The 25,904-nt window shown below is 65.5% G+C and carries 24 protein-coding genes; 12 read left to right on the top strand and 12 right to left on the bottom strand.

All coding sequences use genetic code 11. The features are described 5' to 3' along the window. Window positions 1-3 precede the first annotated feature (3 nt). Window positions 4-789, bottom strand: coding sequence for a uracil-DNA glycosylase family protein (locus tag AN936_RS07525; RefSeq protein ID WP_054587602.1), 786 nt, complete (start codon window positions 787-789; stop codon window positions 4-6). A 119-nt stretch (window positions 790-908) separates the two neighbouring features. Here AN936_RS07525 and AN936_RS07530 point away from each other — a divergent pair, with 119 nt between their 5' ends. Genes AN936_RS07530 through AN936_RS07565 form a run of 8 tightly spaced genes read left to right on the top strand, consistent with a single transcriptional unit; the run spans window position 909 to window position 10,714 of the window. After that, entirely contained in the window at window positions 909-2,564 is a 1,656-nt protein-coding gene (locus AN936_RS07530) for an electron transfer flavoprotein-ubiquinone oxidoreductase (RefSeq protein WP_054590158.1), read from the top strand. 19 nt (window positions 2,565-2,583) lie between these two features. Further along, entirely contained in the window at window positions 2,584-4,248 is a 1,665-nt protein-coding gene (locus AN936_RS07535; RefSeq protein ID WP_234715773.1) for a hypothetical protein, read from the top strand. Then, entirely contained in the window at window positions 4,245-5,093 is an 849-nt protein-coding gene (locus tag AN936_RS07540; protein ID WP_054587603.1) for a 4-(cytidine 5'-diphospho)-2-C-methyl-D-erythritol kinase, read from the top strand. Before AN936_RS07535 ends, AN936_RS07540 begins: the two co-directional genes overlap by 4 nt. After that, window positions 5,090-5,821, top strand: a complete 732-nt coding sequence (locus tag AN936_RS07545; RefSeq protein ID WP_054587604.1) for an N-formylglutamate amidohydrolase — start codon at window positions 5,090-5,092, stop codon at window positions 5,819-5,821. Before AN936_RS07540 ends, AN936_RS07545 begins: the two co-directional genes overlap by 4 nt. Window positions 5,822-5,880: 59 nt before the next feature. After that, entirely contained in the window at window positions 5,881-7,743 is a 1,863-nt protein-coding gene (gene ilvD / locus AN936_RS07550) for a dihydroxy-acid dehydratase (RefSeq protein WP_054587605.1), read from the top strand. Beyond that, on the top strand, window positions 7,740-8,129 hold the full coding sequence (locus AN936_RS07555) for a hypothetical protein (protein ID WP_054587606.1): 390 nt from the start codon (window positions 7,740-7,742) through the stop codon (window positions 8,127-8,129). Before ilvD ends, AN936_RS07555 begins: the two co-directional genes overlap by 4 nt. 30 nt (window positions 8,130-8,159) lie before the next feature. Continuing rightward, window positions 8,160-9,512, top strand: a complete 1,353-nt coding sequence (locus AN936_RS07560; protein ID WP_054587607.1) for a bifunctional ADP-dependent NAD(P)H-hydrate dehydratase/NAD(P)H-hydrate epimerase — start codon at window positions 8,160-8,162, stop codon at window positions 9,510-9,512. Next, window positions 9,509-10,714, top strand: coding sequence for a class I SAM-dependent RNA methyltransferase (locus tag AN936_RS07565; RefSeq protein ID WP_054587608.1), 1,206 nt, complete (start codon window positions 9,509-9,511; stop codon window positions 10,712-10,714). Before AN936_RS07560 ends, AN936_RS07565 begins: the two co-directional genes overlap by 4 nt. On the opposite strand, the gene AN936_RS07570 is transcribed toward AN936_RS07565, so the two are convergent. From AN936_RS07570 to AN936_RS07590, 5 genes are all read right to left on the bottom strand, one after another. Next, window positions 10,711-11,145, bottom strand: a complete 435-nt coding sequence (locus AN936_RS07570; RefSeq protein ID WP_054587609.1) for an MAPEG family protein — start codon at window positions 11,143-11,145, stop codon at window positions 10,711-10,713. The two genes, AN936_RS07565 and AN936_RS07570, sit on opposite strands and share 4 nt — an antisense overlap. Window positions 11,146-11,156: 11 nt before the next feature. Next, window positions 11,157-11,588, bottom strand: a complete 432-nt coding sequence (locus AN936_RS07575) for an MAPEG family protein (protein ID WP_054587610.1) — start codon at window positions 11,586-11,588, stop codon at window positions 11,157-11,159. A 66-nt stretch (window positions 11,589-11,654) separates the two neighbouring features. After that, complete coding sequence (locus AN936_RS07580) at window positions 11,655-12,815, bottom strand: CaiB/BaiF CoA transferase family protein (RefSeq protein WP_054587611.1); 1,161 nt, start codon at window positions 12,813-12,815, stop codon at window positions 11,655-11,657. A 70-nt stretch (window positions 12,816-12,885) separates the two neighbouring features. Next, the gene (locus AN936_RS07585; RefSeq protein WP_054587612.1) at window positions 12,886-14,211 is read right to left on the bottom strand and encodes an MFS transporter; all 1,326 of its coding nucleotides are present in this window, start codon (window positions 14,209-14,211) and stop codon (window positions 12,886-12,888) included. Window positions 14,212-14,513: 302 nt separating this feature from the next. Further along, complete coding sequence (locus tag AN936_RS07590) at window positions 14,514-15,707, bottom strand: type III PLP-dependent enzyme (protein ID WP_054587613.1); 1,194 nt, start codon at window positions 15,705-15,707, stop codon at window positions 14,514-14,516. Window positions 15,708-15,974: 267 nt separating this feature from the next. On the opposite strand from AN936_RS07590, the gene AN936_RS07595 reads away from it, so the two are divergent. Continuing rightward, complete coding sequence (locus tag AN936_RS07595) at window positions 15,975-17,636, top strand: FAD-dependent oxidoreductase (protein WP_054587614.1); 1,662 nt, start codon at window positions 15,975-15,977, stop codon at window positions 17,634-17,636. Here the strand turns inward: AN936_RS07595 and AN936_RS07600 are convergent. From AN936_RS07600 to AN936_RS07625, 6 genes are all read right to left on the bottom strand, one after another. Continuing rightward, entirely contained in the window at window positions 17,629-17,961 is a 333-nt protein-coding gene (locus tag AN936_RS07600) for a hypothetical protein (RefSeq protein WP_149037622.1), read from the bottom strand. The genes AN936_RS07595 and AN936_RS07600 overlap by 8 nt on opposite strands. A 76-nt stretch (window positions 17,962-18,037) precedes the next feature. Beyond that, the gene (locus AN936_RS07605) at window positions 18,038-19,225 is read right to left on the bottom strand and encodes a carboxynorspermidine decarboxylase (protein WP_054587616.1); all 1,188 of its coding nucleotides are present in this window, start codon (window positions 19,223-19,225) and stop codon (window positions 18,038-18,040) included. An 81-nt stretch (window positions 19,226-19,306) separates the two neighbouring features. Continuing rightward, window positions 19,307-20,308: a N(4)-(beta-N-acetylglucosaminyl)-L-asparaginase gene (locus AN936_RS07610; protein WP_054587617.1), complete on the bottom strand. Its 1,002-nt coding sequence runs from the start codon at window positions 20,306-20,308 to the stop codon at window positions 19,307-19,309. Between the two features lie 40 nt (window positions 20,309-20,348). Further along, window positions 20,349-20,699, bottom strand: coding sequence for a DMT family protein (locus AN936_RS07615; RefSeq protein WP_054587618.1), 351 nt, complete (start codon window positions 20,697-20,699; stop codon window positions 20,349-20,351). Further along, window positions 20,696-21,787 (bottom strand): alpha/beta fold hydrolase, encoded by a 1,092-nt coding sequence (locus AN936_RS07620; protein WP_054587619.1) that lies wholly within the window; start codon window positions 21,785-21,787, stop codon window positions 20,696-20,698. The genes AN936_RS07615 and AN936_RS07620 overlap by 4 nt, the downstream gene beginning before the upstream one ends. Window positions 21,788-21,789: 2 nt before the next feature. Further along, a complete protein-coding gene (locus AN936_RS07625) occupies window positions 21,790-22,998 on the bottom strand; it encodes a saccharopine dehydrogenase family protein (protein ID WP_054587620.1) in 1,209 nt (402 codons plus the stop codon). Between the two features lie 65 nt (window positions 22,999-23,063). Here AN936_RS07625 and AN936_RS07630 point away from each other — a divergent pair, with 65 nt between their 5' ends. From AN936_RS07630 to AN936_RS07640, 3 genes are all read left to right on the top strand, one after another. After that, window positions 23,064-24,053, top strand: coding sequence for a threonine ammonia-lyase (locus AN936_RS07630; protein ID WP_054587621.1), 990 nt, complete (start codon window positions 23,064-23,066; stop codon window positions 24,051-24,053). A 49-nt stretch (window positions 24,054-24,102) separates the two neighbouring features. Then, window positions 24,103-24,558 carry a hypothetical protein gene (locus AN936_RS07635; RefSeq protein WP_054587622.1) on the top strand — a complete coding sequence of 152 codons (456 nt, stop codon included), beginning with the start codon at window positions 24,103-24,105 and terminating at the stop codon, window positions 24,556-24,558. 125 nt (window positions 24,559-24,683) lie between these two features. After that, window positions 24,684-25,904, top strand: coding sequence for a DUF3419 family protein (locus AN936_RS07640; protein ID WP_054587623.1), 1,221 nt, complete (start codon window positions 24,684-24,686; stop codon window positions 25,902-25,904).

The raw sequence follows: 25,904 nt of genomic DNA on the forward strand, positions 1-25,904 counted from the left end.
CTGTCAACGTCCCCGGTTGAACAGTTTGAGGCTATCCCAGGCCGCCGCCTTGTGGGCGGGCCGGGCCAGCAGCATCGCGGGGTGCGCGACGGCCACTGTCTCCATCTTGCGGCCATCTTGGTTAACATCGAGTAACCTTCCGCGCGCATCGGCAAGCGCGATGTTCGCGGCCATGCGCACGATGTCGCTGCCGATCAGCAGGAGCCGTTCGGGGCCCGCAAGCCGCAGATGATGCCAGAGCAGCCGGTCGAGGTCGGCCATGTCACGCTCGTCGCAGCGGCCGCCCGGCGGCCGGGTGATGGCGAGGCTCGCGACATAACAGTCGGCGCGGCTGGCGCCGATCGCGCGGAGCATCGCATCGAGTAACGTTCCCGCGGGACCCGCAAACAGGGTGCCATCGCGCTGGTCGTCCACCTCGGGCCAGGCGGTCAGCAGCATAAGCGGCGCGCCGGGATTTCCGGCGGGCAGGACGCGGCGGGCATCCCACTGGCTGCCCGGAACGTCGGGATCATCCGCAAGCCAGGTCTGGAATGCGGCCCAGTCTTCCGGAAAAACGACGGGACCCTTGGCGGCGGGCGTTATCGGCGCTTCCTGCCGCTGGAGCGCGGCCGGGAGTGGCATCGCTTCGGGCTCGGCGGCGGGCGCCTTGAGTTTCGGAGGAGCGGCATCATTCGCCGGCGGCAGGACCAGCCAGCCCGCCGGCTCTTCGCCGACGAGCGCATCGACGCCAGCCAGCGACCACCAGTCGCAAATGCTTTCCGCCAGCAAGGCCGATTTCTGCCCACCCATGAATTTGTTTCAAACAGAGAGTTGACGGACGCGTCAATTGGCGGGCATCGCAATTCGTGACAGAATGAGCGCCGGACACGATGAATGATCGGCGCGGGGACGGCAGAAAGGTTATTGCGGTGAGCGAACGGGAATCGATGCCCTATGACGTGGTCATCGTCGGAGCGGGTCCGGCGGGACTTTCGGCGGCGATCCGCCTCAAGCAACTCGCGAACGAAGCGGGTAGCGAACTATCGGTGTGTATCCTCGAAAAGGGGTCCGAGGTCGGGGCGCATATCCTGTCGGGGGCGGTGATCGACCCGAAATCGCTCGACGAACTGATCCCCGACTGGCGCGAACAGGGTTGCCCGCTCGCTGAGGTGCCGGTCAACGACAACCAGCATTGGGTGCTGACCAAGACGAAGAAATTCGGCCTGCCCGAATTCATCTCGCCCGGTTTCATGCACAACAGGGGTACTTATACCGGCAGCCTCGGCAATCTCTGCCGCTGGCTCGCCGAGCAGGCCGAAGGGCTGGGGGTCGAGATTTTTGCGGGCTTCCCCGCTGCCGAAATCCTCTACAATGACGATGGTTCGGTGAAGGGCGTCGCGACCGGCGACATGGGCGTTGCACGCGACGGCAGCCATAAGGGCGATTACCAGCCGGGTCTGGAACTCCATGCCAAATATACCTTCTTCGGCGAGGGCGTGCGCGGGCACCTGACCAAGATGCTGAAGCCGCAATTCGCGCTCGACGCCGACTGCGAGCCGCAGGTTTACGGCCTCGGCGTCAAGGAATTGTGGGACATCAAGCCCGAAAATCATGCCGAGGGCCGCGTCATCCACACGCAGGGCTGGCCGCTCGACCATAATAGTAACGGCGGCGGCTTCCTCTATCATCAGGCGAACGGACAGGTGGCGCTGGGCTTCGTAACCTGGCTCAACTATCGCAACCCGCACACCTCGCCCTTTCAGGAAATGCAGAAGTGGAAGACGCACCCCGAGATCGCCAGGATCCTGAAGGGCGGCAAGCGCGTCTCCTACGGCGCCCGCGCGATCAGTGACGGTGGTTACCAGTCGGTGCCGAAGCTCGCCTTTCCGGGCGGCGCGCTGATCGGCGACAGCGCCGGTTTCCTGAACGTGCCGCGCATCAAGGGCACCCACACCGCGATGAAGTCCGGCATGATGGCGGCCGAGGCGGCGTTCGCGGCAGTGACCGCTGGCCGCGGCAGCGACACGCTGACCGCCTATCAGGATGCCTATGACGAAAGCTGGGTGAAGAAGGAACTCAGCGTCGTGCGCAACGTCCTGCCGCTGGTCGAGAAATATGGCGATCTGGCGGGCACGATCCTGTCGGGCATCACAATGTGGGCCGAAACGCTGAAGATTCGCATGCCCTTCACGATGAAGCATCATCCCGACAACACGACGCTCTATCGTGCCGACATGATGCCGAAGCCCGATTATCCGAAGCCCGACGGCGTGCTGACTTTCGACCGCCTGTCGTCGGTGTTCCTGTCGAACACCAACCATGAGGAGGACCAGCCGGTCCACCTCCAGCTCAAGGACCCGTCGATTCCGGTCGAATATAATCTGCCGCTCTATGACGAGCCCGCGCAGCGTTATTGCCCGGCGGGGGTGTACGAGATCGTCGGCGAGGCTGAGGGCGATCCGAAATTCGTGATCAACGCGCAGAATTGCGTCCATTGCAAGACCTGCGACATTAAGGACCCGACACAGAATATCAACTGGGTCACCCCCGAAGGCGGCGGAGGCCCCAATTATCCGAACATGTAAGTCCGCCCGGTTCCTCGCGGTGCGCCTCCTTGCAGTTTGGGGCGCTGCATTGCCGATGCTGGCGCTCGCATCGCCCGCGTGGAGCGCCGAGGACAATGGCGCGGCGCTGAATGCGCTGGTGCGGGCGCGGCTGGCAGAGGACGCCGGCGACCCTGCCGCGGCCCTGTCGGCGCTCGAAACGCTCGCCAGTCACGCGCCGACGCTTCCCGGGGTGCGCGGGCGGATTCTCGAACGGGCAATCGAGACGGGCGACCTCGCCGTAGCACGCGGGGCGGCAGCGCAGCTCTGGCAGGGCGGCGATCGCCGTTTCGACGCCCAACTCGTCCTGTTGGTCGACGCGATCCGCCGCGCCGACTGGAAGGGCGCGCAGCTTTATATGAACGGTCGTGCCGACAAGACCGGCGGCGACGCGATATCGCGCCTGATCCAGCCGACGCTCGACACATGGATCGATGTCGGCGCGCGGGCGAAGCAGCCCGAACGTCACCTTGCCGCTGCGAGCGTCCGGGCGCGGCCCGAACCTGCGCTGCTGCTCGAAGCGGCACTGGTCAAGCTCGCGACGGGACGGACGGCCGAAGCCGTGTCGATCACCGACGAGATCATATTGACCGACCGCACGAGCCAGCTCGTCGCCCTTCGCGTCGCGGCGACGCTCGACAAGACGGGGCAGGGCGAAGCGGGCGACCGGCTGCGTGGGCGTATCGCGCTCGCATCGGGCGGCCGCGAGGATCCGATGCTGCTCTTGCCCGACCAGCCGGTATCGACGCCGCGCGGCGGGATCGCTCATTGGATGGCGCTGCTCGCCGACGCCTTTGCGCGCACGCCGAACAGCAGCCCGAAACTGTCCTTGTTGTTCGGGCGCACAGCCTTTTGGCTCGACGAGAACGACTGGATGGCGCGGTCGGCGCTGGTCGAGGCGCTCGATCGCAACGATCAACGGCAGGACGCGCTGGCGTTGCTCGCGGGCAGTCGGAGGACGATGCCGCCGGTGCTCGACATGCGCCGCGCCGAGCTGATGGCCGACGCCGGCGATCCGGCGGGCGCAGCGAAGCTGGCGGAGGCGGCCGCCGCGCAGGAGCCGCCGGTGCGCAGTCTGCTCGTCCGTTTTGCCGATATCGCGCGGCGATCGGACGATCCGAAGGCGGCCGAACGCGCCTATGCGCGGCTCGAAGCAACGCTCGGTACGGGGGAAGACGGCGCCGCGTTGCGCGGCACGTTGCTGATCGCACGCGCCGAACTCTTGCTGCAGGCCGACGCTTGGGGCGAAGCCGAACCCTTGCTCGAAAAGGCGGTGGCGCTGCGGCCGAACGATGCGACGGTACTCAATTTCGCGGGCTATTCGGCGCTCGAGCGGCGCAAGGACGTCAAGACCTCGCTCGCCCGCATCGAGGCGGCGTGGAACGAAGAACCGCAGAATGCCAGCATCACCGACTCGCTCGGCTGGGCCTATTTCCTGACCGGCCGCGTCGAGGAAGCGGTGCCGCTGCTCGAAAAGGCGCAAGCGGGCGAACCCGACAATCCGGTGATCGTCGAGCATCTCGGCGATGCGTATTGGAAGGCCGGACGCCGGTTTCAGGCACGCTATAGCTGGCGCGCCGCGGCGCTGCTCGCCGAGGCCGACATGGCGACGCGGATCGAGGCGAAGCTCCGCGACGGGCTGAGCGAGGCGACGACCGCGCCATGACCGCCTTTCGCGAAACCGGCTGGGCGAAGATCAACCTCGCGTTGCACGTCCGCGGGCGCCGCGCCGACGGTTATCACGATATCGAGACGCTGTTCGCTTTCGTCGACGATGGCGATGGAATCGAAGCGGAGTTCGCCGACGCCGACAGCCTGAGCATCGACGGGGATTTCGCCGAGGGACTGACCGCCGGCGACGACAATCTGGTTCGCCGGGTGCTGGCGCTGCTGCGCATGCGCTATGGCGCCGATCGCGTGCCGCCGCTGGCCATCACGCTGACCAAGCGCCTGCCGGTCGCCGCCGGGATCGGCGGCGGGTCGGCGGATGCGGCAGCGATGGCGCGGCTGGTCCGGCGACACTTCCTGCCCGAACTTGGCGACGCGCAGCTCGCGCGGCTGGTTGCGCCGCTCGGCGCCGATATCGCCGCCTGCGTTGCCAGCGCGACCTGCCTCGGCCTCGGGACAGGGGATGAGCTGAGCGCGCTTCCCGAACTGCGGCTGTCCGGCACTCCGGCGCTGCTCGTCAATCCGCGCCAACCGGTGGCGACCGGGCCGGTGTTCGCGGCGTGGGACGGCATCGATCGCGGGCCGCTGTTCACCGGGGCAGACCTCCGCGCGCAGCTCTTTGCCGGGCGCAACGACCTCCAGCGTGCCGCGATCGCCCAGTGTTCGGCGATCGTCGACGTGCTGACCGAACTCGGCGCCCTGCGCCCGTGGCTGGCGCGGATGTCGGGGTCGGGTGCGACCTGTTTCGCGCTGTTCGACGCGCCGGCCGAGCGCGACGCCGCGGCGGCGCATCTGGCGCAAGGCCGGCCGGACTGGTGGCAGATGGCGGGAGCATTGCGATGAGCGAAGCGTGGCGGCAACTGGGCGCGGCGCGGGCAGGGGGCATCTTGCTGATCGCCGACCATGCCTCGGCCTTTGTGCCCGCCGACATCGATCTCGGCATCGATCCCGCGTTGCTGCGCGAGCATATCGCGATCGACATCGGCGTCGCCGAAGTGGCGGCGCTGCTTGTCGAAAGTGGCGCGGTCGATGCCGCGATCCTCGGCGGGGTGTCGCGGCTGGTGGTCGACTGCAACCGCGAGGAAGACGCCCCCGGCGTGCTGCCGATTGCCAGCGACGGCCACGCGGTGCCGGGCAATGCGCTGGGCGATGTAGGGCGCGAGGCGCGGCTGGCGCGGTTTTTCCGGCCCTATCACGATCATATCGCCGCGACGATTGCGGCGCACCGCCCGGCGATGATCCTGTCGTTGCACAGCTTCACCCCGGCGCTGGCGGCGCATCCCGAGCAGGCGCGGCCATGGCATGTCGGGGTGCTGTATAACGAGGACGACCGGCTCGCGGCGGCGGCGATCGCGGCGCTGGCAGCCGAAGGGCTGAACGTCGGAGACCAGCTTCCTTACTCGGGCAAATTGCTCAACGCGACGATGAACCGCCACGCCGAAGGCAATGGGATTCCCTATGTCGGGATCGAGATGCGGCAGGACCTTGTCCGCGATGCGGCGGGACAGGCGCTGTTTGCCGAACGGCTGGCGCGCATGTGCAAGAAAGTAACATTGAATATCGGCGAATAGGCGTGTAGACGCGCATCCGATCGCAATTTTGTGAAATAATATTTCTCGGAGCCTTTGAAATGCCTTCTTATCGTTCGCGCACCACCACTCATGGCCGCAATATGGCCGGCGCGCGCGGGTTATGGCGTGCGACAGGGATGAAGGACAGCGACTTCGGCAAGCCGATCATCGCCGTCGTCAACAGCTTCACCCAGTTCGTTCCCGGCCACGTCCACCTGAAGGACCTCGGCCAGATGGTCGCGCGCGAGATCGAGGCGGCGGGCGGGGTCGCCAAGGAATTCAACACGATCGCGGTCGACGACGGCATCGCGATGGGGCACGACGGGATGCTCTACAGCCTGCCGAGCCGCGACCTGATCGCCGACAGCGTCGAATATATGGTCAACGCCCATTGCGCCGACGCGATGGTGTGCATCTCCAACTGCGACAAGATCACCCCGGGCATGCTGATGGCGGCGCTCCGCATCAACATCCCCGTCGTCTTCGTGTCGGGCGGGCCGATGGAGGCGGGCAAGGTGGTGCTGAAGGGCAAGGAGGTCGCGCTCGATCTGGTCGATGCGATGGTGGTCGCGGCCGACGAGAAATATAGCGACGAGGAAGTCACCGAGATCGAGCGCGCGGCGTGCCCGACGTGCGGTTCCTGCTCGGGCATGTTCACCGCCAATTCGATGAACTGCCTGACCGAGGCGCTGGGGCTGTCGCTGCCGGGCAATGGCTCGACGCTCGCGACGCACGCCGACCGCAAGCAATTGTTCCTGCGCGCCGGCCGCATCGCGGTCGAGATGTGCCGCCGCTATTATGAGCAGGACGACGACAGCGTGCTGCCGCGCAGTATCGCGACCTTCGAGGCGTTCGAAAACGCGATGAGCCTCGACATCGCGATGGGCGGGTCGACCAACACCGTGCTGCACCTGCTCGCCGCTGCGTTCGAGGCGGGCGTCGATTTCACCATGACCGACATCGACCGGCTGTCGCGCCGCGTGCCGTGCCTGTCGAAGGTCGCGCCGGCGAAGAGCGACGTGCATATGGAGGATGTCCATCGCGCCGGCGGGATCATGGCGATCCTCGGCCAGCTTGAACGGGCGGGGCTGATCCATGCGCATCTTCCGACGGTGCACAGCGCGACGTTGGGCGACGCGCTCAACAAATGGGATATTTCGCGGACCAACGACCCCGAGGTGCAGAAATTCTTCATGGCGGCGCCGGGAGGCGTGCCGACGCAGGTGGCATTCAGCCAGGACCGGCGCTGGGACGACCTCGACCTCGATCGCGAAACCGGCGTGATCCGTTCGGCCGACCATGCGTTCAGCAAGGACGGCGGGCTCGCGGTGCTCAGCGGCAATATCGCGCTCGACGGCTGCATCGTGAAGACCGCGGGCGTCGACGAGAAGATCCTGAAATTTTCGGGCCCGGCCAAGGTTTATGAAAGCCAGGACGCCGCGGTTGCGGGCATCCTGACCGGACAGGTCGAATCGGGCGACGTCGTCGTCATCCGCTACGAGGGACCGAAGGGCGGGCCGGGAATGCAGGAAATGCTCTATCCGACGAGCTATCTGAAGTCGAAGGGGCTTGGCGCCGCCTGCGCGCTGATCACCGACGGGCGCTTTTCGGGCGGCACGTCGGGACTGTCGATCGGCCATGTCTCGCCCGAAGCGGCCGAAGGCGGCACGATCGGCCTTGTCGAAAACGGCGACCGGATCGAAATCGATATTCCGGCGCGCACGATCACGCTCGCCGTTCCGGAGGACGAACTCGCTTCGCGCCGGGCAGCGATGGAAGCGAAGGGCGATGTCGCATGGCAGCCCGCCAAGCCGCGCCCGCGCAAGGTTTCGGTAGCACTTCAGGCCTATGCTGCGATGACGACGAGTGCCGCGAGGGGAGCGGTGCGCGACCTGTCGCAGCTGAAGGGAAACAAGGGATGATATCGAACCGGGGCGCATTCCTGCCGCTCCTGCTGCTCGCCGGATGCAGCGGCGCGCCCGACAACGGCGAACTCGCCGAGGCCGAAGCGCGCGGATCGCGCGAGGCGGCCGAAAATGGCCGTATCGAATGCGCGCTCGAAGGCGCCAAGCTGTTCGACCGTACCTGCACCGTCGAGGAAATGAGCGGCGCCGACGGGACGGCACTTGTGGTCGGGCGCGGCGATGTCGGATATCGGCGCCTGCTGATCACGACCGACGGGCGCGGACTGGTGTCGGCCGACGGGTCCGAACCGGCGAAGGTCACGATCGTCGGCGACAAGTTGATCGAGGTGGCGGTCGGCACCGACCGCTATCGCCTGCCGGCCAATACCGGTGGTTCGAAATAGGCTTTTGCTCCGGCATGAAAGGGTTGCGGCATGGCGATACCCTTGGGCGCCCCGATCCTGACCACCGCTGCGATGCGCGAGGCCGAGGCCGCGTGCGCAATTCAGGGTACATCGCTCGCTGAATTGATGGAGAGCGCCGGGGCAGCCGTCGCCGATACGGCTTGGCGGATGGCAGCCGGTTCGCCGATCCTGATTCTGTGCGGCCCCGGCAACAACGGCGGCGACGGCTATGTCGCGGCGCGGCTACTTGCCGGGCGTGGGGCGACGGTGCGCGTCGCGGCGCTGGCCGACCCAACGACCAAGCTGGCGACGGCGGCGCGTGCGCGCTGGACCGGGCCGGTCGAGGTGCTCGATGGAAAGACGAGGCCGACGCCGCTGATCGTCGATGCGCTGTTCGGCGTCGGGCTGTCGCGGCCGCTGGCCGACGATCTGGCGGCGACGTTGCGCGGCTTTGCTGCGAGCCGCATCCTCGCCGTCGACGTGCCGAGCGGCGCCGATGGCGATGGTGCTGCGGGTTGGGTGCCACCGCTGCCCGCTGATGTGACGCTGGCGTTGGGAGCGCTGAAGCCAGCACATGTGCTGCTGCCGACGGCGGCGGCGTGCGGTCATATCCTGCTCGCGCCGATCGGGATATGGGCGAGCAGGGCGATGCACACCATGCCGGCGAGCGAGTCGGCGCAGCCCGATCCGGACGCTCACAAGTTCAGCCGCGGGATGGTGCTGGTTTTTGCGGGACCGATGCCGGGCGCTGCCGAACTGACCGCGGCGGCGGCGCTGCGGGCGGGAGCAGGCTATGTCGTCCTCGATGGCAGCGAGCGGGCGCCGTTCGCCGCAATCGTCGTCGAGGGCGAAGAGAAGTTCGGCGAACGGCTCGACGATCCGCGCGTCGGCGCGGTCGTCATCGGGCCGGGCTTTCCGGCAGGCGACGACCTGCTGTTCGACGTCGAGGCGGCGCTCGATTCGGGCAAGCCGCTTGTCCTCGACGCCGCGGCGATCGCGGCAGCACTGCCGCGCCTCTCCGAAACGCCGTGCAAGGCAATCCTGACGCCGCACGAAGGCGAGTTCGCGCGCACCTTCCCACAGCTATACGGCAGCAAGATCGATCGTGCGAAGGCCGCCGCGGTGCGGACGCAGGCGGTGGTTGTCTACAAGGGCGCCGACACGATCATCGCCGCGCCCGACGGCCGCATTGTTGCCGCATGGCCGGGCAGCCCGTGGCTCGCGACCGCTGGCACGGGCGATGTCCTCGCGGGGGCGTGCGGTGCGATGCTGGCGCGCGGCGGCGATCCCTTCGACGCCGCGGTCGCTGCGGTGGGGTGGCATATCGCGCGCGGGCAGGCTATCGGCCCCGGCCTTGTAGCGGACGATTTGGTAAGAGCATGACGGAAGCAAACTTGATCGAGCGCATCGCCGCGCGCGGCGATGGCGTGACGGGCGACGGGCGCCATGTGATGGGCGGCGTGCCCGGCGACCGCGTGCGCGACGACGGCATCATCATCCCCGGCCCGAACCGCGCCGATCCCCCGTGCCGGCATTTCGGGAAGTGCGGCGGCTGCCAGCTCCAGCATGTTGCCGAACCCGCGCTCGCCGAATTCGTGCGCGATCGCGTTGCGGGCGCGCTGGCCGGACAGGATGTCGCGGGCGGCGAGGTATTGCCGGCGCACTTGTCGCCGCCGCAGAGCCGCCGCCGCGCGACGCTCACTGCGCTGCGGACGGGCAAGCAGGTCGCGCTCGGTTTCAACGCGGCGCAGAGCAACCAGATCGTCGACATGCGGATGTGTCCGCTGCTGTTGCCCGAATTGTTCGCGCTGGTCGCGCCGGTGCGCGAACTGCTGGCGGTCATCGCGCCGCAAAGGCGCCCGGTAAAGGTCAAGCTCCAGATGCTCGACCAAGGGGTCGAACTGATCCTCGAGGGGGTGAAGGCCGAAGGGCTCGACGCGGCGATGGCGATCCAGGATTTCGCTGGCGCGCATGGCCTTGCCCGGCTGGCGATCGATCAGGGCGACGGGCTCGAAACGCTGTGGCAGCCCGAACCGCCGACAGTGCGCTTCGGCGACATATCGGTCGAGGTACCGCCGTTCGCCTTTTTGCAGGCGACCACGGCAGGACAAGTAGCGCTGATTGACGCGGTCCGGCGCGCGATCGGCGACGCCGGGGCGGTCGCCGACCTGTTCGCGGGGGTCGGCACCTTCGCCTTGTCGGTGCAGGCCGGGCGCAAAGTCTATGCTGCAGAGGGCGCGCGCGATGCGATCGCGGCGCTGACGGGGGCCGCAAATCGCGCCCGGGCGCTGGTCGCCACCGAACATCGCGACCTGTTTCGGCGTCCACTGGTGCCGGCCGAACTGAACCGGTTCGGGGCCGTGATCCTCGACCCGCCGCGCGCGGGGGCCGAGGAACAGGTCAAGCAGCTTGCGGCATCACAGGCGCCCCTCATCGCTTATGTAAGCTGCAATCCCGCCAGCTTCGCGCGCGATGCGAAGCTGCTGGTCGCGGGCGGCTATAGCCTCGACTGGGTGCAACCCGTCGGCCAGTTCCGCTGGTCGACCCATGTGGAACTGGCCGCACGTTTCTCACGCCATGGTTAGTGCAGCACGAACCCGATAAAGGCGTGCACGCACAGCGCGATCAGCGCGAGGCTCGCCAACGCGAAGATGCCAAAGCGCCACATGACGCGGTTGACGGTCGCCTGGACGAGGCTGTGGACGATGCGTAGCGCGACATAGGCCCAGGCAAGCTGCGCGTTGAGCCCGCCGCCCATGCCGCCGATCGCGAGCGCCAGCGCGACGGCATAGAAGACGGTCGGCTGTTCCATCAGATGGTTGTAGTTGTGCGCCTTCCACTGCACTTCGGCGGGCAGCAGGTCGTCGAGCCCCTTGCCGGTGCCGCCGACGAGCTTGGCAGCGTCGATCTTGGCGCGCTGCATCGCGGGGATGCGCGTCGCGTACATCCACACCCACATGATCATCGACCAGAGCGCGAGCGTCGCGACCGGTCCCAATATTGCGTTGTTATCCATATTTCTCCCCCTCAACCCAAAGTGGCGATAACCGCGAGCAGCGACAGTGCGAGCAGGCACAGCGTCGACAGCAGGAACAGCGTGAAGCGCACCGGAATGCGGTTGACCGTCGCCTGCCACAGGCTGTGGACGATGCGCAGCACGACATAGGTCCAGGCAATCCAGACGACATAGGCTGGATAGCCGCCCACGGCATGCAGGATCAGGATGACCGCATAGAAGATCGTCGGCTGTTCGAGCAGATGCGTATAATTATGCGATTTCCAGTTGGTCTCTGCCGGCAATATCTTTTCGAGGTCGGCGCCGCGCCCGCCCGGCGGCGTTTTTTTCAGGTCGATCCCCGCTTTTTTCATCGCCGGGAAGCGGGTCGCCGCGAGCCACAGAAACATGACGAGCGTCCACAGAATCAGGACGGCTCCCGGTGCGAGCAGGTTTGCGGACATAGGCATCTCCCCCTGTTGTTGTCCTGCAATGCTAGGCCTTGCCCGGCGAGATGCAATCGCAGAACGTCACGGCCGCTTGCCGGCGACTTCGGCGCGGATCGCGGGACCATCACCGTCGATGCGCGGCGCGAAGCTAGGTTCGCGGGGCGCGGCGGCGCCATATCTGACCGGCGGCCGCATCTCGTGAAACGCGCCGACATCGGGGTGGACGCGGCGGCGAAAAAAGCCGGTCGCCTTAAGGTGCGGATCGTCCTTGATATCCTCGAGGTCGCGCACGGCGATGGCGGGAATGTCGTTTGCCGCAAAGATTTCGAGCCATTCGGCGGTCGTCCGGGCTGGCGTTTTCCGCGCAATTTCATCGTAGACGAGCGCCATATGCTGGCCGCACATTTTGGCTGCCTCGAATTCCGGCGAGGTGAGGAGCGCGTCGCTGCCAAGCAGCCCCATCAATCGCGCGGTCGAAGCCGGGGTGTAGGGGACGACCGCGATATGGCCGTCGGCGGTCGGGAAGGGCTGGCGGGTCGGATCGAGCTGGCGCGGGTATCCGGCGGGGCCGATCGGCGGATCGAGCGCCGCGTCGCGGAGGTGCTCGGTGAGCATGAAGGCAGCGAAGCATTCGAACATCGGTACCTCGACCGCCTGACCTTCGCCGGTCCTGAGCCGGTGGACGAGCGCGGCGAGGATCGCCTGCGCGCCGAACTGGCCGGCGACCTTGTCGGCGATCAGCGACGGCAGGTAGCGCGGCCGCGGATCGCCGTCGACGCGCGGCAGCAGGCTGGTCGTCCCGGTCGCGGCCTGGATCACATCGTCATAGGCCTGCAGGTCGGAATAGGGGCCGTCCTGCCCGAAACCGGTGCCGTGGACATAGATGATGTCGGGCTTGAGTGCCTTGCACGCCGCATAGTCGAATCCGAGCCTTGCGATGGCCTTGCCGCGGACATTGTGGATGAAGACGTCGGCGGTCGCGATCAGGTCGCGCAGGACTCCGGCGTCCTCCGGCCGTTTGAGATCGAGCGCGATCGACCTTTTGCCGCGATTGACGGTCAGATGAACCGACCCCATCGTCGGGTCGGGAATGCCGCTGCCCAGATAGCGCGACACGTCGCCGATGCCCGGGGTTTCGACCTTGATCACCTCGGCGCCGAGATCGGCGAGCATCTGGGTCGCATAGGGGCCGAAAATCACCGTCGTCAGGTCGATGATACGGATGCCTTCTAGCATGGTCATTCAGCGTTCGCTCCTTCGCCGCCGACTTTCGCAAAGCCGGGCGCCGGCGCAAGAAAAATCGCTTAGTGGGCTAAGCCTCGGCTGCTGCCAGCCGGGTCTCGCCGGTGCCCGCGGCATAGGCGGCCGAAATCCGGCGATAGGATTTCGACCGGAACGCGGCGATCGTTGCGACGACACCGAGCAGGCCGGTGATCGTGAACACCGCGGCGATCCCGCGTTCGGGGCCGCGGCCGTACCAGTCGCCGATCGCATCGGCCCCGGCGCCGTCGGTCATCAGCGGCACGAAGACGAACTGGGTCAGCGGCGCGATGAGAAAGGCGGTCAGCGGCGACGCGGCCTGCTCGACCGACTGGGCAAAGCCGAAGACGCGGCCCTGACGTTCGTAAGGGACGACCTTTTGGAGCACCGTCTGTTCGGCGGCCTCGGCGTAGGGGCCGAGGAAGAGCCACACGAAGCAGCCGATCGCGAGCAGCGGGATCGACGACTGGATGGTGAAGACGGCGGCGACGACCCATTCGACCAGGCAGACCAAAAGCAGCGTCCGCACCGGATTGGCGCCAAGCCCCGTCCGTGAAATCAGCGCTCCGCTGACGATGAAGGCGCACGACATGACCGCCCACAACAGGCCCCATTGCTCGACCGCCATCAGCGACAAGCCATAGGCGTCCATCAGCGCCATGAACACGCCGCCGAGCAGGTTGTTGAGCGCGGTGAAGAGGATCGGCGCGAACAGGCCCGAAATGCCGAGGACAAGGCGAAACGTCCCGGCAAGGTCGACCTGCCGCGGTGCGTCATGCGCGCCGGTATCGCGCGGCTCGTCGATATGGACGAACAGCAGATGGAGCGCGGCGAGCAGCGACAGGCCGACGGCAAACACCAAAGTTGCGGCGATGCCGCCCCACGCGACGAGGAAGCCGCTGATCGCCGAGGTGGTCAGGAAACCGATGCCGCTGACCACGCCGACCAGCCCGTTCGCCCGGTCGCGCCGGTCTTCGGGCACGAGCAGGGTGACGAGCGTCGGGAGCGCGATCATCCGGATATTGCCGACGATGACGCCGAACATCGTCAGCAGGATGAACAGCCATAGTGTTGCGCTGTCCTGCCTGACGGCGCGAATATCGGGATCGAGCGCATAGGAGGCGAGCGCGAAGGCATAGATCGCCAGCGATGCGAGGCTCGAAACCAGCATCATGTTGCGCTTGCGATGATGGTCGACGAGGCTGCCGAACCAGATGCCGAGCGCCGAGGTGAACACCAGATAGATGCCCGCGATCATCCCCGTCGCGAAGACCGACTGGCTCTCGAGGAAAATCCAGAAGGTCAGCGCAAACCACACCGTGAAGTTGGTGATGTTGGCGACGAGGTTATTGGCGAGGAGATGGTGGAAGGGCTGCATGGATTACGGCTATATCTCTGGCGCATTTTCGGTGCCGCCCGGCCGAGGGGCTAGCATGATCGATCAATGAGGGAAAGCCGGGTGACGGGGGGCAGGATTCTGAATAGCAGCGGACGTTGCTTCATCCACAGTCGTCATCCCGGACTTGATCCGGGATCCATCGCGGCGGAAGTCATGGATCCCGGATCAAGTCCGGGATGACGAAGATGAGAGGTCCGCTTCCGGACCCTACCCGCCATTAATTAAAAAGGGGCCGGCGCGTTGCGGCACCGGCCCCTATCGTCTTTAACCTACCGCCCTGTTCAGAACAGCTTGGTCACCGTCGCGCTGCGGCGTTCGGGTTCGGCTTCGCCGGTGTAGAGGCTCACCATCGGTTCGTCGCTGACGACGTGGATTTCCTCGGCCCCGAAACCGTTGAACTTCGTCCGCATTGCGCAGCCATAGGCGCCCAGCATGCCGATCTCGATGAAATCGCCAGCCTTGATATCGTCGGGCAGAAAGAAAGGCCCGGCCATATGGTCGAGGTCGTCGCACGTCGGGCCATAAAAGCTGAACGCCGTCATTTCCGCATCGCTCTTGCCGTCGCGAAGCAGGCTGACCGGAAAGCGCCAGCCGACGTGCGCGGCATCGAACAGCGCGCCATAGGCACCGTCGTTGATGTACAGCTCGTCGCCGCGGCGCTTTTCGACGCGAACGATCAGCGAGCTATACTCGGCCGACAGCGCGCGGCCCGGTTCGCACCAAAGTTCGGCCGAATAGCTGATCGGCAGGCTTTCGAAGCTGCGGTGGATCGTCTCGAAATAGGCGTCGAGCGGGGGCGGCTCCATGCCCGGATAGGATGACGGGAAGCCGCCCCCGACATCGATAATGTCGACGGTCACCGACGCCGCGACGATCGCGGCGCGGACGCGCTCCATCGCCTGGGCATAAGCATGCGGGGTCATCGCCTGGCTGCCGACATGGAAGCAGATGCCGAGCGCGTCGCTGGCCTGGCGCGTCGCCATCAGCAGTTCGGCGACCTCGTCGGCTTCGGCGCCGAACTTGGCGGCGAGGCTGAGCTTCGAATGATCCGACGATACCCGGAGACGGACCAGCAGGTTGAGATCCTGCGCGCCTTCGGTGGCGCGGACGATCTTCTCCAGCTCTTCCATCGTGTCGAGCGAGAAGGTGCGCACGCCATGCTTCCAATAGGCTTCGGAAATCGCTTCCTCGGCCTTCACCGGATGCATGAAACAGAGCGTCGCCTTGGGCAGGGTGCGCGCGACGAGGCGCACCTCGGCGATCGAGGCGACGTCATAATGGGTGACGCCCGAATCCCACAGCACGCGCAAGAGGTCGGGCGACGGATTCGCCTTGACCGCATACATGGTCGTGCCGGGAAATCGCTCGATGAAGAAACGCGCTGCGCGCGCCGCGGCGTGCGGGCGGACAAGCGTAACAGGTTCGACCGGCGAAAGTGCCTGAATCAGCCCGTGGGCGCTATGATGCTGGTGCAACTCAAGGGACCCCCAAAAAATACGTTAAACATCCAAGGCTGCCTTGCGGTTATTGGAAGTCCCCCTGGGGCAGCGGAGGGCGCTATATGCAGGGGGGTCCCCCCTGTAAAGACCCTTTGGCGCAATTTTGTAATAAGCCGGTAACAGTGGGGCCGAACCGGGGCTGACATGCGCCAGACCGCGCAAATGCAAGACAAAGTTCGGCGGGGCCGCTAAGCATTCGTCATCCCGGCGAAGGCCGGGATGACGAGAGAAGGAAATGAAGCCATGGTCGCTCCCGCCGATGTGAATCACACCTTCACGGATAGCGAACTCGAGGAATTGAAGGCGTTCGGAACCATCGAATCGCACAAGGCGGGCGACCTGCTCGTCGAGGAAGGCGCGATGGCGCCCGACTGTATCGTCACCCTGTCGGGCCATACCGACATCTTCGCTTCGACCGACGAAGGTCGCAAGCGCGTCGGCTGGATGGAGCGCGGCCAGTTCGCCGGCGACCTGTCGGTGCTGACCGGGCAGCGCCATCTGTCGCGCGTCGAAATGGGCGCCGACGGCGATATCCTGCGGATCGCGCACGCCGATTTTCAGCGCCTGATTGCGGGCAATTCCCATTATTCGGACATCTTCGTTCGCGTCCTGTCGGCGCGCCGCGAGTTCAGCAACACGCGCGGCTTCGCGGTGACGATCGTCATCGGCGCGGCGATGGACCGCAGCGTCTATGCGCTGCGCGACCTGCTGATGAAGCATGGCGTCGCGCATCGCTGGTTCGATCCGGCCGACGGGCCGGTCGCGGCGCATCTGATGGCCGAACGCGGGCTGACCGAAGCCGAGCTGCCCGCGGTCATTCTCGGCGCCGCCGACGTGCTGGTCCAGCCGACGCCCGAACAGCTCGCGGCGGGCCTCGGCCTCGACCTGCTCCCCGACGGGGCGACCGCCGACGTGCTCGTCGTCGGCAGCGGTCCGGGCGGGCTCGCCGCGGCTGTCTATGCGGCGTCGGAAGGGCTGACGGTGATCGCGCTCGACGCGCTGGCGCCGGGCGGGCAGGCCGGGACGTCATCGAAGATCGAAAATTACCTCGGCTTCCCAACCGGCATTTCGGGCAACGAGCTGGCGCGGCGTGCGACGGTGCAGGCGCAGAAATTCGGGGCGCGGCTGGTGGCGCCGGTGCGCGCGGCGTCGATCGGGCGCGACGGCGAGGCCTATTGCCTCCATCTCGCCGACGGGCGCAAGCTGCGCAGCCGCGCGGTCGTCGTTGCCAGCGGGGCGCAATATCAGCGGCTGCCGATCGAGGGCATCGAGGCTTATGAAGGCCGCGGCATCTATTATGGCGCGACGCCGATGGAAGCGCAGCTTTGCGGCAACGCCGAGGTCACCGTCGTCGGGGCGGGCAATTCGGCGGGGCAGGGCGCCATCTATCTCGCGAGCGTCGCGAAGAAGGTGCATGTCATCTTTCGCCGGTCGAGCCTGCGCGACACCATGTCCGAATATCTGGTCAAGCGGCTGGAGGAGCATCCGAATATCGAGATCATCCCGTCGACCGATGTCACCGCGCTGCACGGCGAGGAGGGGTTGGCCGGGCTGACCTATCGTTGCCGCGAGACCGGCGCCGAGGGCCATTGCGACTGCCGCTTCCTGTTCCTCTTCCTCGGCGCCAGCCCGAACACCGGCTGGCTGCCGCGCGAAATGGTCTGCGACGAGCGCGGGTTCGTGAAGACCGGCGCCGACATCGCGCCGATGGAATTGGTCAAGGCAGGCTGGTCGCTCGACCGCATGCCGAGCCGCTACGAAACGAGCTGGCCGCGCATCTACGCTATCGGAGACGTCCGCAAGGGATCGGTCAAGCGCGTCGCGTCGTCGGTAGGCGAGGGGTCGGTGGTGGTCAGCGACATCCATCAGGCGCTGGCGGAAGTGCGGAACGACGCGGTCAGTTGACGGGAGTTCGAACCTCGACGCTCTCTTCCCGTTCCTCTTCGTGAAACGACTGAAGGCTGCGAGCCATAATGAAGGTGCCCGAATAGTCGTCGATGGACCAGCGGCCCTCGACTTGTTGGCCATCGGTACTGAGCGTGCCGTCATAGGTCACCGCATGGCCATAGGCGCCGTCACCGTTATAGTATTTGTGAAAGCTCACCGCCGTGCCGGCTCGCACCCCGCGAATATCGGCACGCTCATCGATGCCAACCCAAAATTCGGAGGCTTCGGAGGTCGATCCGGCCAATAGACCCGCATTGTCGTTTATTATCGCGACAAAACCCATCGGAGGCTCCCAAGGCTCAGGATACCAATACTGTCCGGTCCACAGTCCGGTCATATCCAACGGGTCTTGCATGGCCTCACCCCAGCCGCGTCTTGAAATCCTCGTAACCGAATTCGCGGACCAGCTTCAGTTCGTCGGTCTCGCTATCCCATAGCCAGATCGACGGCAACGGCACGCCGTTGAAGCTGTTCGTCTTGACCATCGAATAATGCGCTTGGTCGAGGAAGGCGAAGCGTTGGCCGACGCGGGCGCCGCCGGGCAGGCGGTAGTCGCCGATCACGTCGCCGGCGAGGCACGAGGGGCCGCCGAGGCGTGTCGGCATCCCCTCGCTGCCTTCGTCCAGCATCGCGGGGCGATAGGGCGCTTCGATCACATCGGGCATGTGGCAGGTTGCCGAAATATCGGTGATGCCGATGGGCATGCCGTTGTCGAACAGGTCGAGCACTTCGCCGACGAGGATGCCGGCGTCGAGCGCGATCGCTTCGCCGGGTTCGATCATCACGTCGCAATCGGTCGCGGCGCGCACCTGCTTCAGGAAAGCGATGAGGTCGTCGGTCTGGTAATCGGCGCGGGTGACGTGGTGCCCGCCGCCGAAATTGATCCATTTGAGCCGCCCGAAGAAGGGACGCAGCATCGGCTGGACAGCGTTCCACGTCCGCTGGAGCGGCGGGAAATCCTGTTCGCACAGGCTGTGCATATGGATGCCGTCGACGCCCTCCAGATGTTCGGGGAGCAATTGGGTGACGGGGAAGCCAAGGCGGCTGCACGGCGCGGCGGGATCATATTTGGCGACTTCGCCCTCGCTGTGCATCGGATTGATACGCAGCCCGACGTCGAAGCGTTCGCCCGCCGCGCGAAGATCGTCGAGCAGCGGACGGAAGCGGGCGATCTGGCCGGGCGAATTGAAGATCAGATGATCCGACAGCCGCGCGATTTCGGGAAGATCGGATTCCTTGTAACCGGCGCAATAGGTCGCGACCTCCTTGTCGCCCTGTGCGCCGCCATATTCCTCGCGACCGAGCTTCGCTTCGTAGAGCCCCGACGCGCAGACGCCGTCGAGATATGTCGCGACGGTCGGGCCGAGCGACCACATCGAAAAGGCCTTGAGCGCTGCGAGCACGCGGGCGCCGGAGGCGTCGCCGATGTGGCGCAGCACCGACAGGTTCGCGCGTATCTTCGCCGCGTCGACGACGAAAGCGGGCGAGGGGACGCGGGTAAGGTCGAAGCGGGCAAACGCCCCGGGATCGCCGGCTCTGGTTTCCATGGGGCGCCTCTAGAGTTTTTTGGCTCGCGATGAAAGCGGGTCGGTTCCGCGGTCGCTAAATGTGGAGACGGGGCGCCGTTTTCAAGCGACGGGGACTTTCACATTCCCTGCTGCGGTCTGGACCGAATAGCTGAACGGTTCGTCTTTCCAGCCGGTCTTGGCGCCGCCATGCGCGCCGTCGCGGCGCATCACCGCGATGCCGCCATCTATTTCATAACCCGCGTCCTCGATCCGCCGGATCGCGGCTTCGGCTGCCGCCTGCGGTTCCATTCCGCCGCGCATCAGTTCGACGGCGTGATAGGTCGGGAGAAACCGCATCATCACGTCGCCATTTCCCGTCGCGACCGCCGCGCCGACTGCCTGATCGCAATAGGCCCCGGCGCCGATGATCGGCGAATCGCCGACGCGCCCCGGGATCTTGAACTCGCGCCCGTTGGTCGAGCAGCCCACGCAAAGATTGCCTGCGGCATCGAGCGCAATAGAGCCGACCGTGTCGTGACCGGCGAGCTTCGGATTCTTGCCGATCGGCTCGGGAGCGAAGGCGTTGGTCTTCTCGCCCTTGGCCGCCCATTTGTCCCACGCCTGCTGCGACACGACGCTGGTCAGCGACGTCTCGGCGAAGCCCATGCGCGCGGCGAAGCGCGTTGCGTCGTCGCCGACGATCAGGCTGTGCTGGGTTTCTTCCATCACCTTGCGCGCCACGGAAATGGCGCGCTTGACCCGCTTGAGGCAGCCGACCGCGCCGGCGTCGTGCGTCGGTCCCCACATGATCATCGCATCGAGCGTCGTTTCGCCGACCTCGTTGGGGACGCCGCCCGCGCCGACCCAATAGTCGCCGAGCAGCTCGACATGGTTAATCGCCGCCTCGACGACGTCGAGCGCCGAGGCGCCCGAAACCAGCATAGGCCATCCCACAGCGTTCGCCCCCGGCCCGAAATCCCACGTCGTCATGATGAAGGGCTTGCCGGTCGCGATGGCTTCCGGCTTTGCCGGTTTTGCCGTCGCCCCGCTGCTCCCCAGCGCCGCCAGTCCGGCCGCGGCGGTGCCGAATGCACGCCGCGAGATCATCCGCTTGTCCGTCATCGCCCATCCTCCTGCTGACGCGAGGCTAGCGCCCTGAGGATCAGGCGGCAATCGGTCCCTTGAAGATGAAGAAGGCGCCGCCGGCGATTAGCAGAAAACCGACGAGATGGTTGACCGTCAGTTTCTCGCCGAGCCAGAAGACGGCGAAACCCGCGAACACCAGCAGGGTGATCACTTCCTGCATCGTTTTCAGCTCGGCGGTCGAATAGACGCTATGACCGATCCGGTTCGCGGGCACCGCGAGGCAATATTCGAAAAAGGCGATGCCCCACGCGATCAGGATCGCCAGCCACATCGGACGCGAAACGTCGCCGAGATGGCCGTACCAGGCAAAGGTCATGAAGATGTTGGAGATGACGAGCAGTCCGATGGGCGCAAGATAGGGCGTCATGGCTTGTCCTTTGCGAGCGGTAGGACGTCGCGGAGCAGCGCGGCGAAGAAGATTCCGGGTTCCTCGACCATCGGCATATGCGCCGAATGTTCGAGCCAGACGAGCGTCTTCGACGGCGCCTGCACCTTGCCGAACCACTCGGCCGCGACCGGCGACGGCACGGTATAATCGTGGCGGCCGAGCAGGAAGACCAGCGGCACGTCGATCTTGCGCACCGGTTTGAAGCTGACGTCGGCGAGCCGCGGCCACAGCGTCGTCACCGAAAATTCGCTGCCCTTGCCCCAAGCCTGTATGTCTGCCGGGCCATATTCGGGCGACAGGCGCGGGGTCTGGAAATAATATTTGAGGTCGGGCTTGTTGTAGATGAGCGAGCCGTAGGGGATTGCATATTTGCGCCAGCCGTCGGCCTTGGCGATGGTGAACTCGCCTTGCGGATAGGGGGCGAGGGCGTCGATGGCCTGCACCGCTTCTTTGTTCCCTGCGGCCAGCGCCTTGGCACGTGTCCACGCCATGCCGGCCCTTTCGCCTTCGCGAAAATCGATGCCTTGGCCGACGCCGACATAGGCGTAGAGGAGGTCGGGGCGCTTCATGGCGACCGACAGGCCGACGATCGAGCCCCAGCTATGTCCCATCAGCACGACCTTGCGCTTGTTATAGCGCTTTTTGAGAAGCTCGATCAGCTCGATGGCGTCGTCGCGGTAACGCTCGGGCGTCATCGTCGGAGCCAGCGTGGCGGGATCGTTGAGCGAATAGGAGCGTCCGGCGCCGCGCTGATCATATTGCACAACGGTGAAGACATCTTCCCAAGGTCGCTGGAACGCCCAGGCGAAGGGCATCTCGACCGCGCCCGGACCGCCGTGGACAAAGATGAGCAGCGGATTGTCGCGATCGGCGCCGCGCACGTTGACGACCTGCCGCGCGCCGCCGAGCGTGACCTCGAACGTTTCCTGCACCCCGTTCGGGGTCACGATCTTGCCGATGTCGGCGACGATCGCGCGCGCGGGAGCGTATGCGTCTTCCGTTTGCGCGACAGCGGGCGCCGTGACCGATGCGATCACGGCGGCGATGGCTCCCAGCAGTTTGCGCATCGTCAGAAGGCCAGCGGCGCGTCGAGTTCCTTCACCTGCCACGGCAGGCCGTGCTTGTTCAGCATGTCCATGAAGGGATCGGGATCCATCTGTTCCATGTTGAACACGCCGTCGCCCGACCATGTGCCGGTGACCATCATTGCCGCGCCGATCATCGCGGGAACGCCAGTGGTGTAGCTGACCGCTTGGTTGCCCGTTTCGGCAAACGCGTCCTCATGGTCGCAGATGTTATAGAGGTAGAGCGTCTTTTCCTTGCCGTCCTTGGCAAGGCCGGTGGCGATGACACCGATGTTGGTCTTGCCTTTCGTGGTCTCGCCGAGGCTCGACGGTTCGGGAAGCACCGCTTTCAGGAATTGCAGCGGGATGATCTCGCGGCCTTCGTAGATGACCGGGTCGATCCGCGTCATGCCGACATTCTGCAACACGGTGAGGTGCTGGATATAGGCGTCGCCGAAAGTCATCCAGAAACGAATGCGCCGGATTTCGGGCAGGTGCGTCTTCAGGCTTTCAATTTCCTCATGATACATGAGGTACATGTTCTTCGGGCCGACAGCCTCGAAATCGAACTGCTGCTTCACCGACATCGGCGGGGTTTCGACCCAGTCGCCATTTTCCCAGTGGCGCGCGACTGCGGTTACTTCGCGGATGTTGATTTCGGGATTGAAGTTGGTCGCGAAATGCTGGCCGTGATCGCCGCCGTTGCAATCGAGGATGTCGAGCGTGTCGATACGCTCGAAATGATGCTTCTTGAGCCAGGTGGTGAAGACGCTGGTGACTCCCGGGTCGAAACCCGATCCGAGCAGCGCCATCAGCCCGGCGTCCTTGAAGCGGTCGTGATACGCCCACTGCCAGTGATATTCGAACTTCGCCTCGTCCCGCGGTTCGTAGTTTGCGGTGTCGAGATAGTGCGCACCGGTCGACAGGCACGCCTCCATGATCGTGAGGTCCTGATAGGGGAGCGCAAGGTTCACGACATGCGTCGCGCCGATCGAGCGGATGAGGGCGGCGGTCGCGTCGATATGGTCGGCATCGACCTCGGCGGTCTTGATCGTGACGCCGGTGCGTTCCTTGACCGACTCGGCGATCGCGTCGCATTTGAACTTGCGACGGCTGGCGAGCGTGATGTCGGGAAAGATGTCGGGGTTCATCGCCATCTTGTGCACCGCGACCGATCCGACGCCGCCTGCGCCGATCACCAGAATCTTGCTCATGTGAAAAATCTCCTGCGCCTACCTATGCGGCTTGTCTTGTATGCCCGGCCCTATAGGACGAAGCCATGACACAGCAAAGCCCCGATCCCTTGCTCGACCCGGCACGCGCGCCGTCGCTCGCAGGTGTCGAACGCGCGGCGGCGAAAGTCGCTGCACTCCTCCCGCAAACCCCGCTCCTGCCGATCGAGATCGATGGCAAAACCATCTGGTGCAAGGCCGAGTGCCTGCAGCCCGTCGGGGCGTTCAAGATTCGCGGTGCCTGGTACCGGCTGACCGACCTGACGCCCGAACAGGCGGCAGCGGGTGTGGTCGGCGTTTCGAGCGGTAACCATGCGCAGGGCGTTGCCTGGGCAGCGAAGCGGCTCGGCATCGCGGCGACGATCGTCATGCCGAGCAATGCGCCGCAGATGAAGCTGGCCGCGACGCGAGCGCTGGGGGCGGAGGTCGTGCTCTACGACCGCGTGACCGAATCGCGCGACGCCGTGGCGGCGAAACTGCTCGAAGAGCGCGGCGGCACGCTCGTCCACGCCTATGGCGATCCGTGGATCATCGAGGGGCAGGGGACGGCAGGGGTCGAAGCGCGCGCGCAGATGCAGGAACGCGGGATCGATGGCCCCGACAAGGTGATCGCCTGCTGCGGCGGCGGCGGGCTCTCGGCGGGGCTGGCTCTCGCCTTACCCGAAACCGAACTCGTCGCGGTCGAGCCCGAAGGCTGGGATGATGTGAAGCGCAGTCTCGAAGCCGGCGAGATATTGTCGGTCGAGGACCTGGCATATCCTACAGAGTGCGACGCGCTCCAGACGCCGCAGACCTGGCCGATCAATTTCGCGGTGTTGCAGGCGCGCGGCGTCCGCGGCGTCGTCGTGACGCGCGAGGAAGTGCGTCATGCGATGCGCGTCGCGTTCGAGAAATTGCACCTTGTCGTCGAACCCGGCGGCGCGGCGGCGCTCGCCGCGGTGCTCGCAGGCAAGGTCGAGTTAGGCGATGCGACGTTGGTCACCCTGTCGGGCGGCAATGTGGACCCCAAGCATTATGCGGAGATATTGGCGGGATAGGCGGATACTTATCCCGATGCGTGCGTTTGGACGGGGAAGGAGAAGCAAGATGCAAAAGAGCTTTCTGATCGGCGCGGCGGCGCTCGTGCTGCTGAGCGGCTGCGAAAAGGCCGAGGCGCCCGCGCCGGCCGATACCACCACCACCGAGGTCCCGGTCGAGACCACGCCGCCCGAGGGGATGGCTGACGCCACCGATCCCGCCGCCGACCCGGCGACCGCACCGCATCGCTTCGCGAGCTGGGCAGGCAAATGGACCGGGGTCGAAGGCATGTTCGTCACTATTACCCCGGGCGAGCCGGGCAAGTACAAGCTGGAGATGCAGTCGGATCTCGACACCAAGGGGACCTATGACGGCAACGACAGCGAGCATGGCATCAAGTTTAAGCGCGGCAGCGAGGAGTTGAGCCTGCGCCGCGGCAACGGCGACGAAACGGGTCTCAAATATCTGGCCGGCAAGAAGGAATGCCTGATCGTCAAGGACGGCGAGGGATACTGCCGCGACTGACGATATGACCGGCGGCAGGATTTTTTTGATCCTGTCGCCGGTTTGTCACCGAAACGACGCACAAAACGCATCAATCGCTGGCATGCGCGGCCCCGGATCCACCTTGTCCCGGGAGACCGAAGCCCATGGCCAGCCAACCCAATCGCAAGATCGCCGCCGCCGTTGTCCGCGACGATGTCGAGCACAAGCAACGCCTTCTGGACCGTGCCTTTGCCCTCGCTTTCAGGTGCCTCGTCTATGCGCAGATCTGGGAGGACCCGGTCGTCGACATGGAAGCGCTGGCGATTGAGCCGGGCAACCGGATCGCGACGATCGCGAGCGGCGGGTGCAACGTCTTTTCTTATCTGGTCGCCGATCCCGCGGAAATCATTGCGGTCGATCTTAACACCGCGCATGTCGCGCTAAATCATCTGAAACGCGTGGCGATCCAGCGGTTGCCGAACTACGACAGTTTCCGCCGCTTTTTCGCCGAGGCCGACAATGGAGCGAATATCGGCGACTATCACGCTTTCGTTCGTAGCCATCTCGACGATACGACACGGCGTTACTGGGAAGGTCGCGATCTTCGCGGCCGCCGCCGGATCAGCGGTTTTGCGCACGGACTTCACAAACGCGGGCTGCTCGGCGGATTCATCGGTCTCGCGCATCTTGTCGCACGCCTGCACCGCGTCGATCCGCGCCAGTTTCTTGAAGCTAGGACGCTTGAGGAGCAACGCGCGATCTTCGATGCGAAATTCGCGCCTTTTTTCGACCGCAGGTTCATTCGCTGGATCACCGACCAGCGCTCGTCGCTCTTCGGACTCGGTATTCCGCCGGCCCAATATGACGCGCTTGCGGACGGCAAGCCGATGGCGGACGTGTTGCGCGCCCGACTGGAAAAGCTCGCCTGCGACTTTCCGCTCGAAGAGAATTATTTCGCCTGGCAGGCGTTTGGGCGGCGTTACGGCAGGGGCGCCAAGGCACCGCTGCCGCCCTATTTGCAGGCGGAAAACCATGCCGTGGTCAGGGATCGCGCTGCGCGGGTGACGATGCTGCATGCGAATATGACCGACATGCTCGCCGCCGCCGACGCAGCGAGTTTCGACCGTTATGTGTTTCTCGACGCGCAGGACTGGATGAGCGACGTGCAGCTGACCGCATTGTGGACTGAGGTTAGCCGCACCGCACGGCCCGGCGCTCGTGTGCTGTTCCGCACGGCCGCCGAACCGAGCTTGCTGCCGGGGCGCTTGCCAGAGGCGCTGCTCGACCGTTGGGAATATCGCGACCAGGCGTCACGGGACTATACCCGCCGCGATCGTTCGGCCATCTATGGCGGCGTGCATCTCTATGTTCTGAAGGCCGCATGA

The organism is Sphingopyxis macrogoltabida (genome assembly GCF_001307295.1).
Lineage (GTDB): Bacteria > Pseudomonadota > Alphaproteobacteria > Sphingomonadales > Sphingomonadaceae > Sphingopyxis > Sphingopyxis macrogoltabida_B.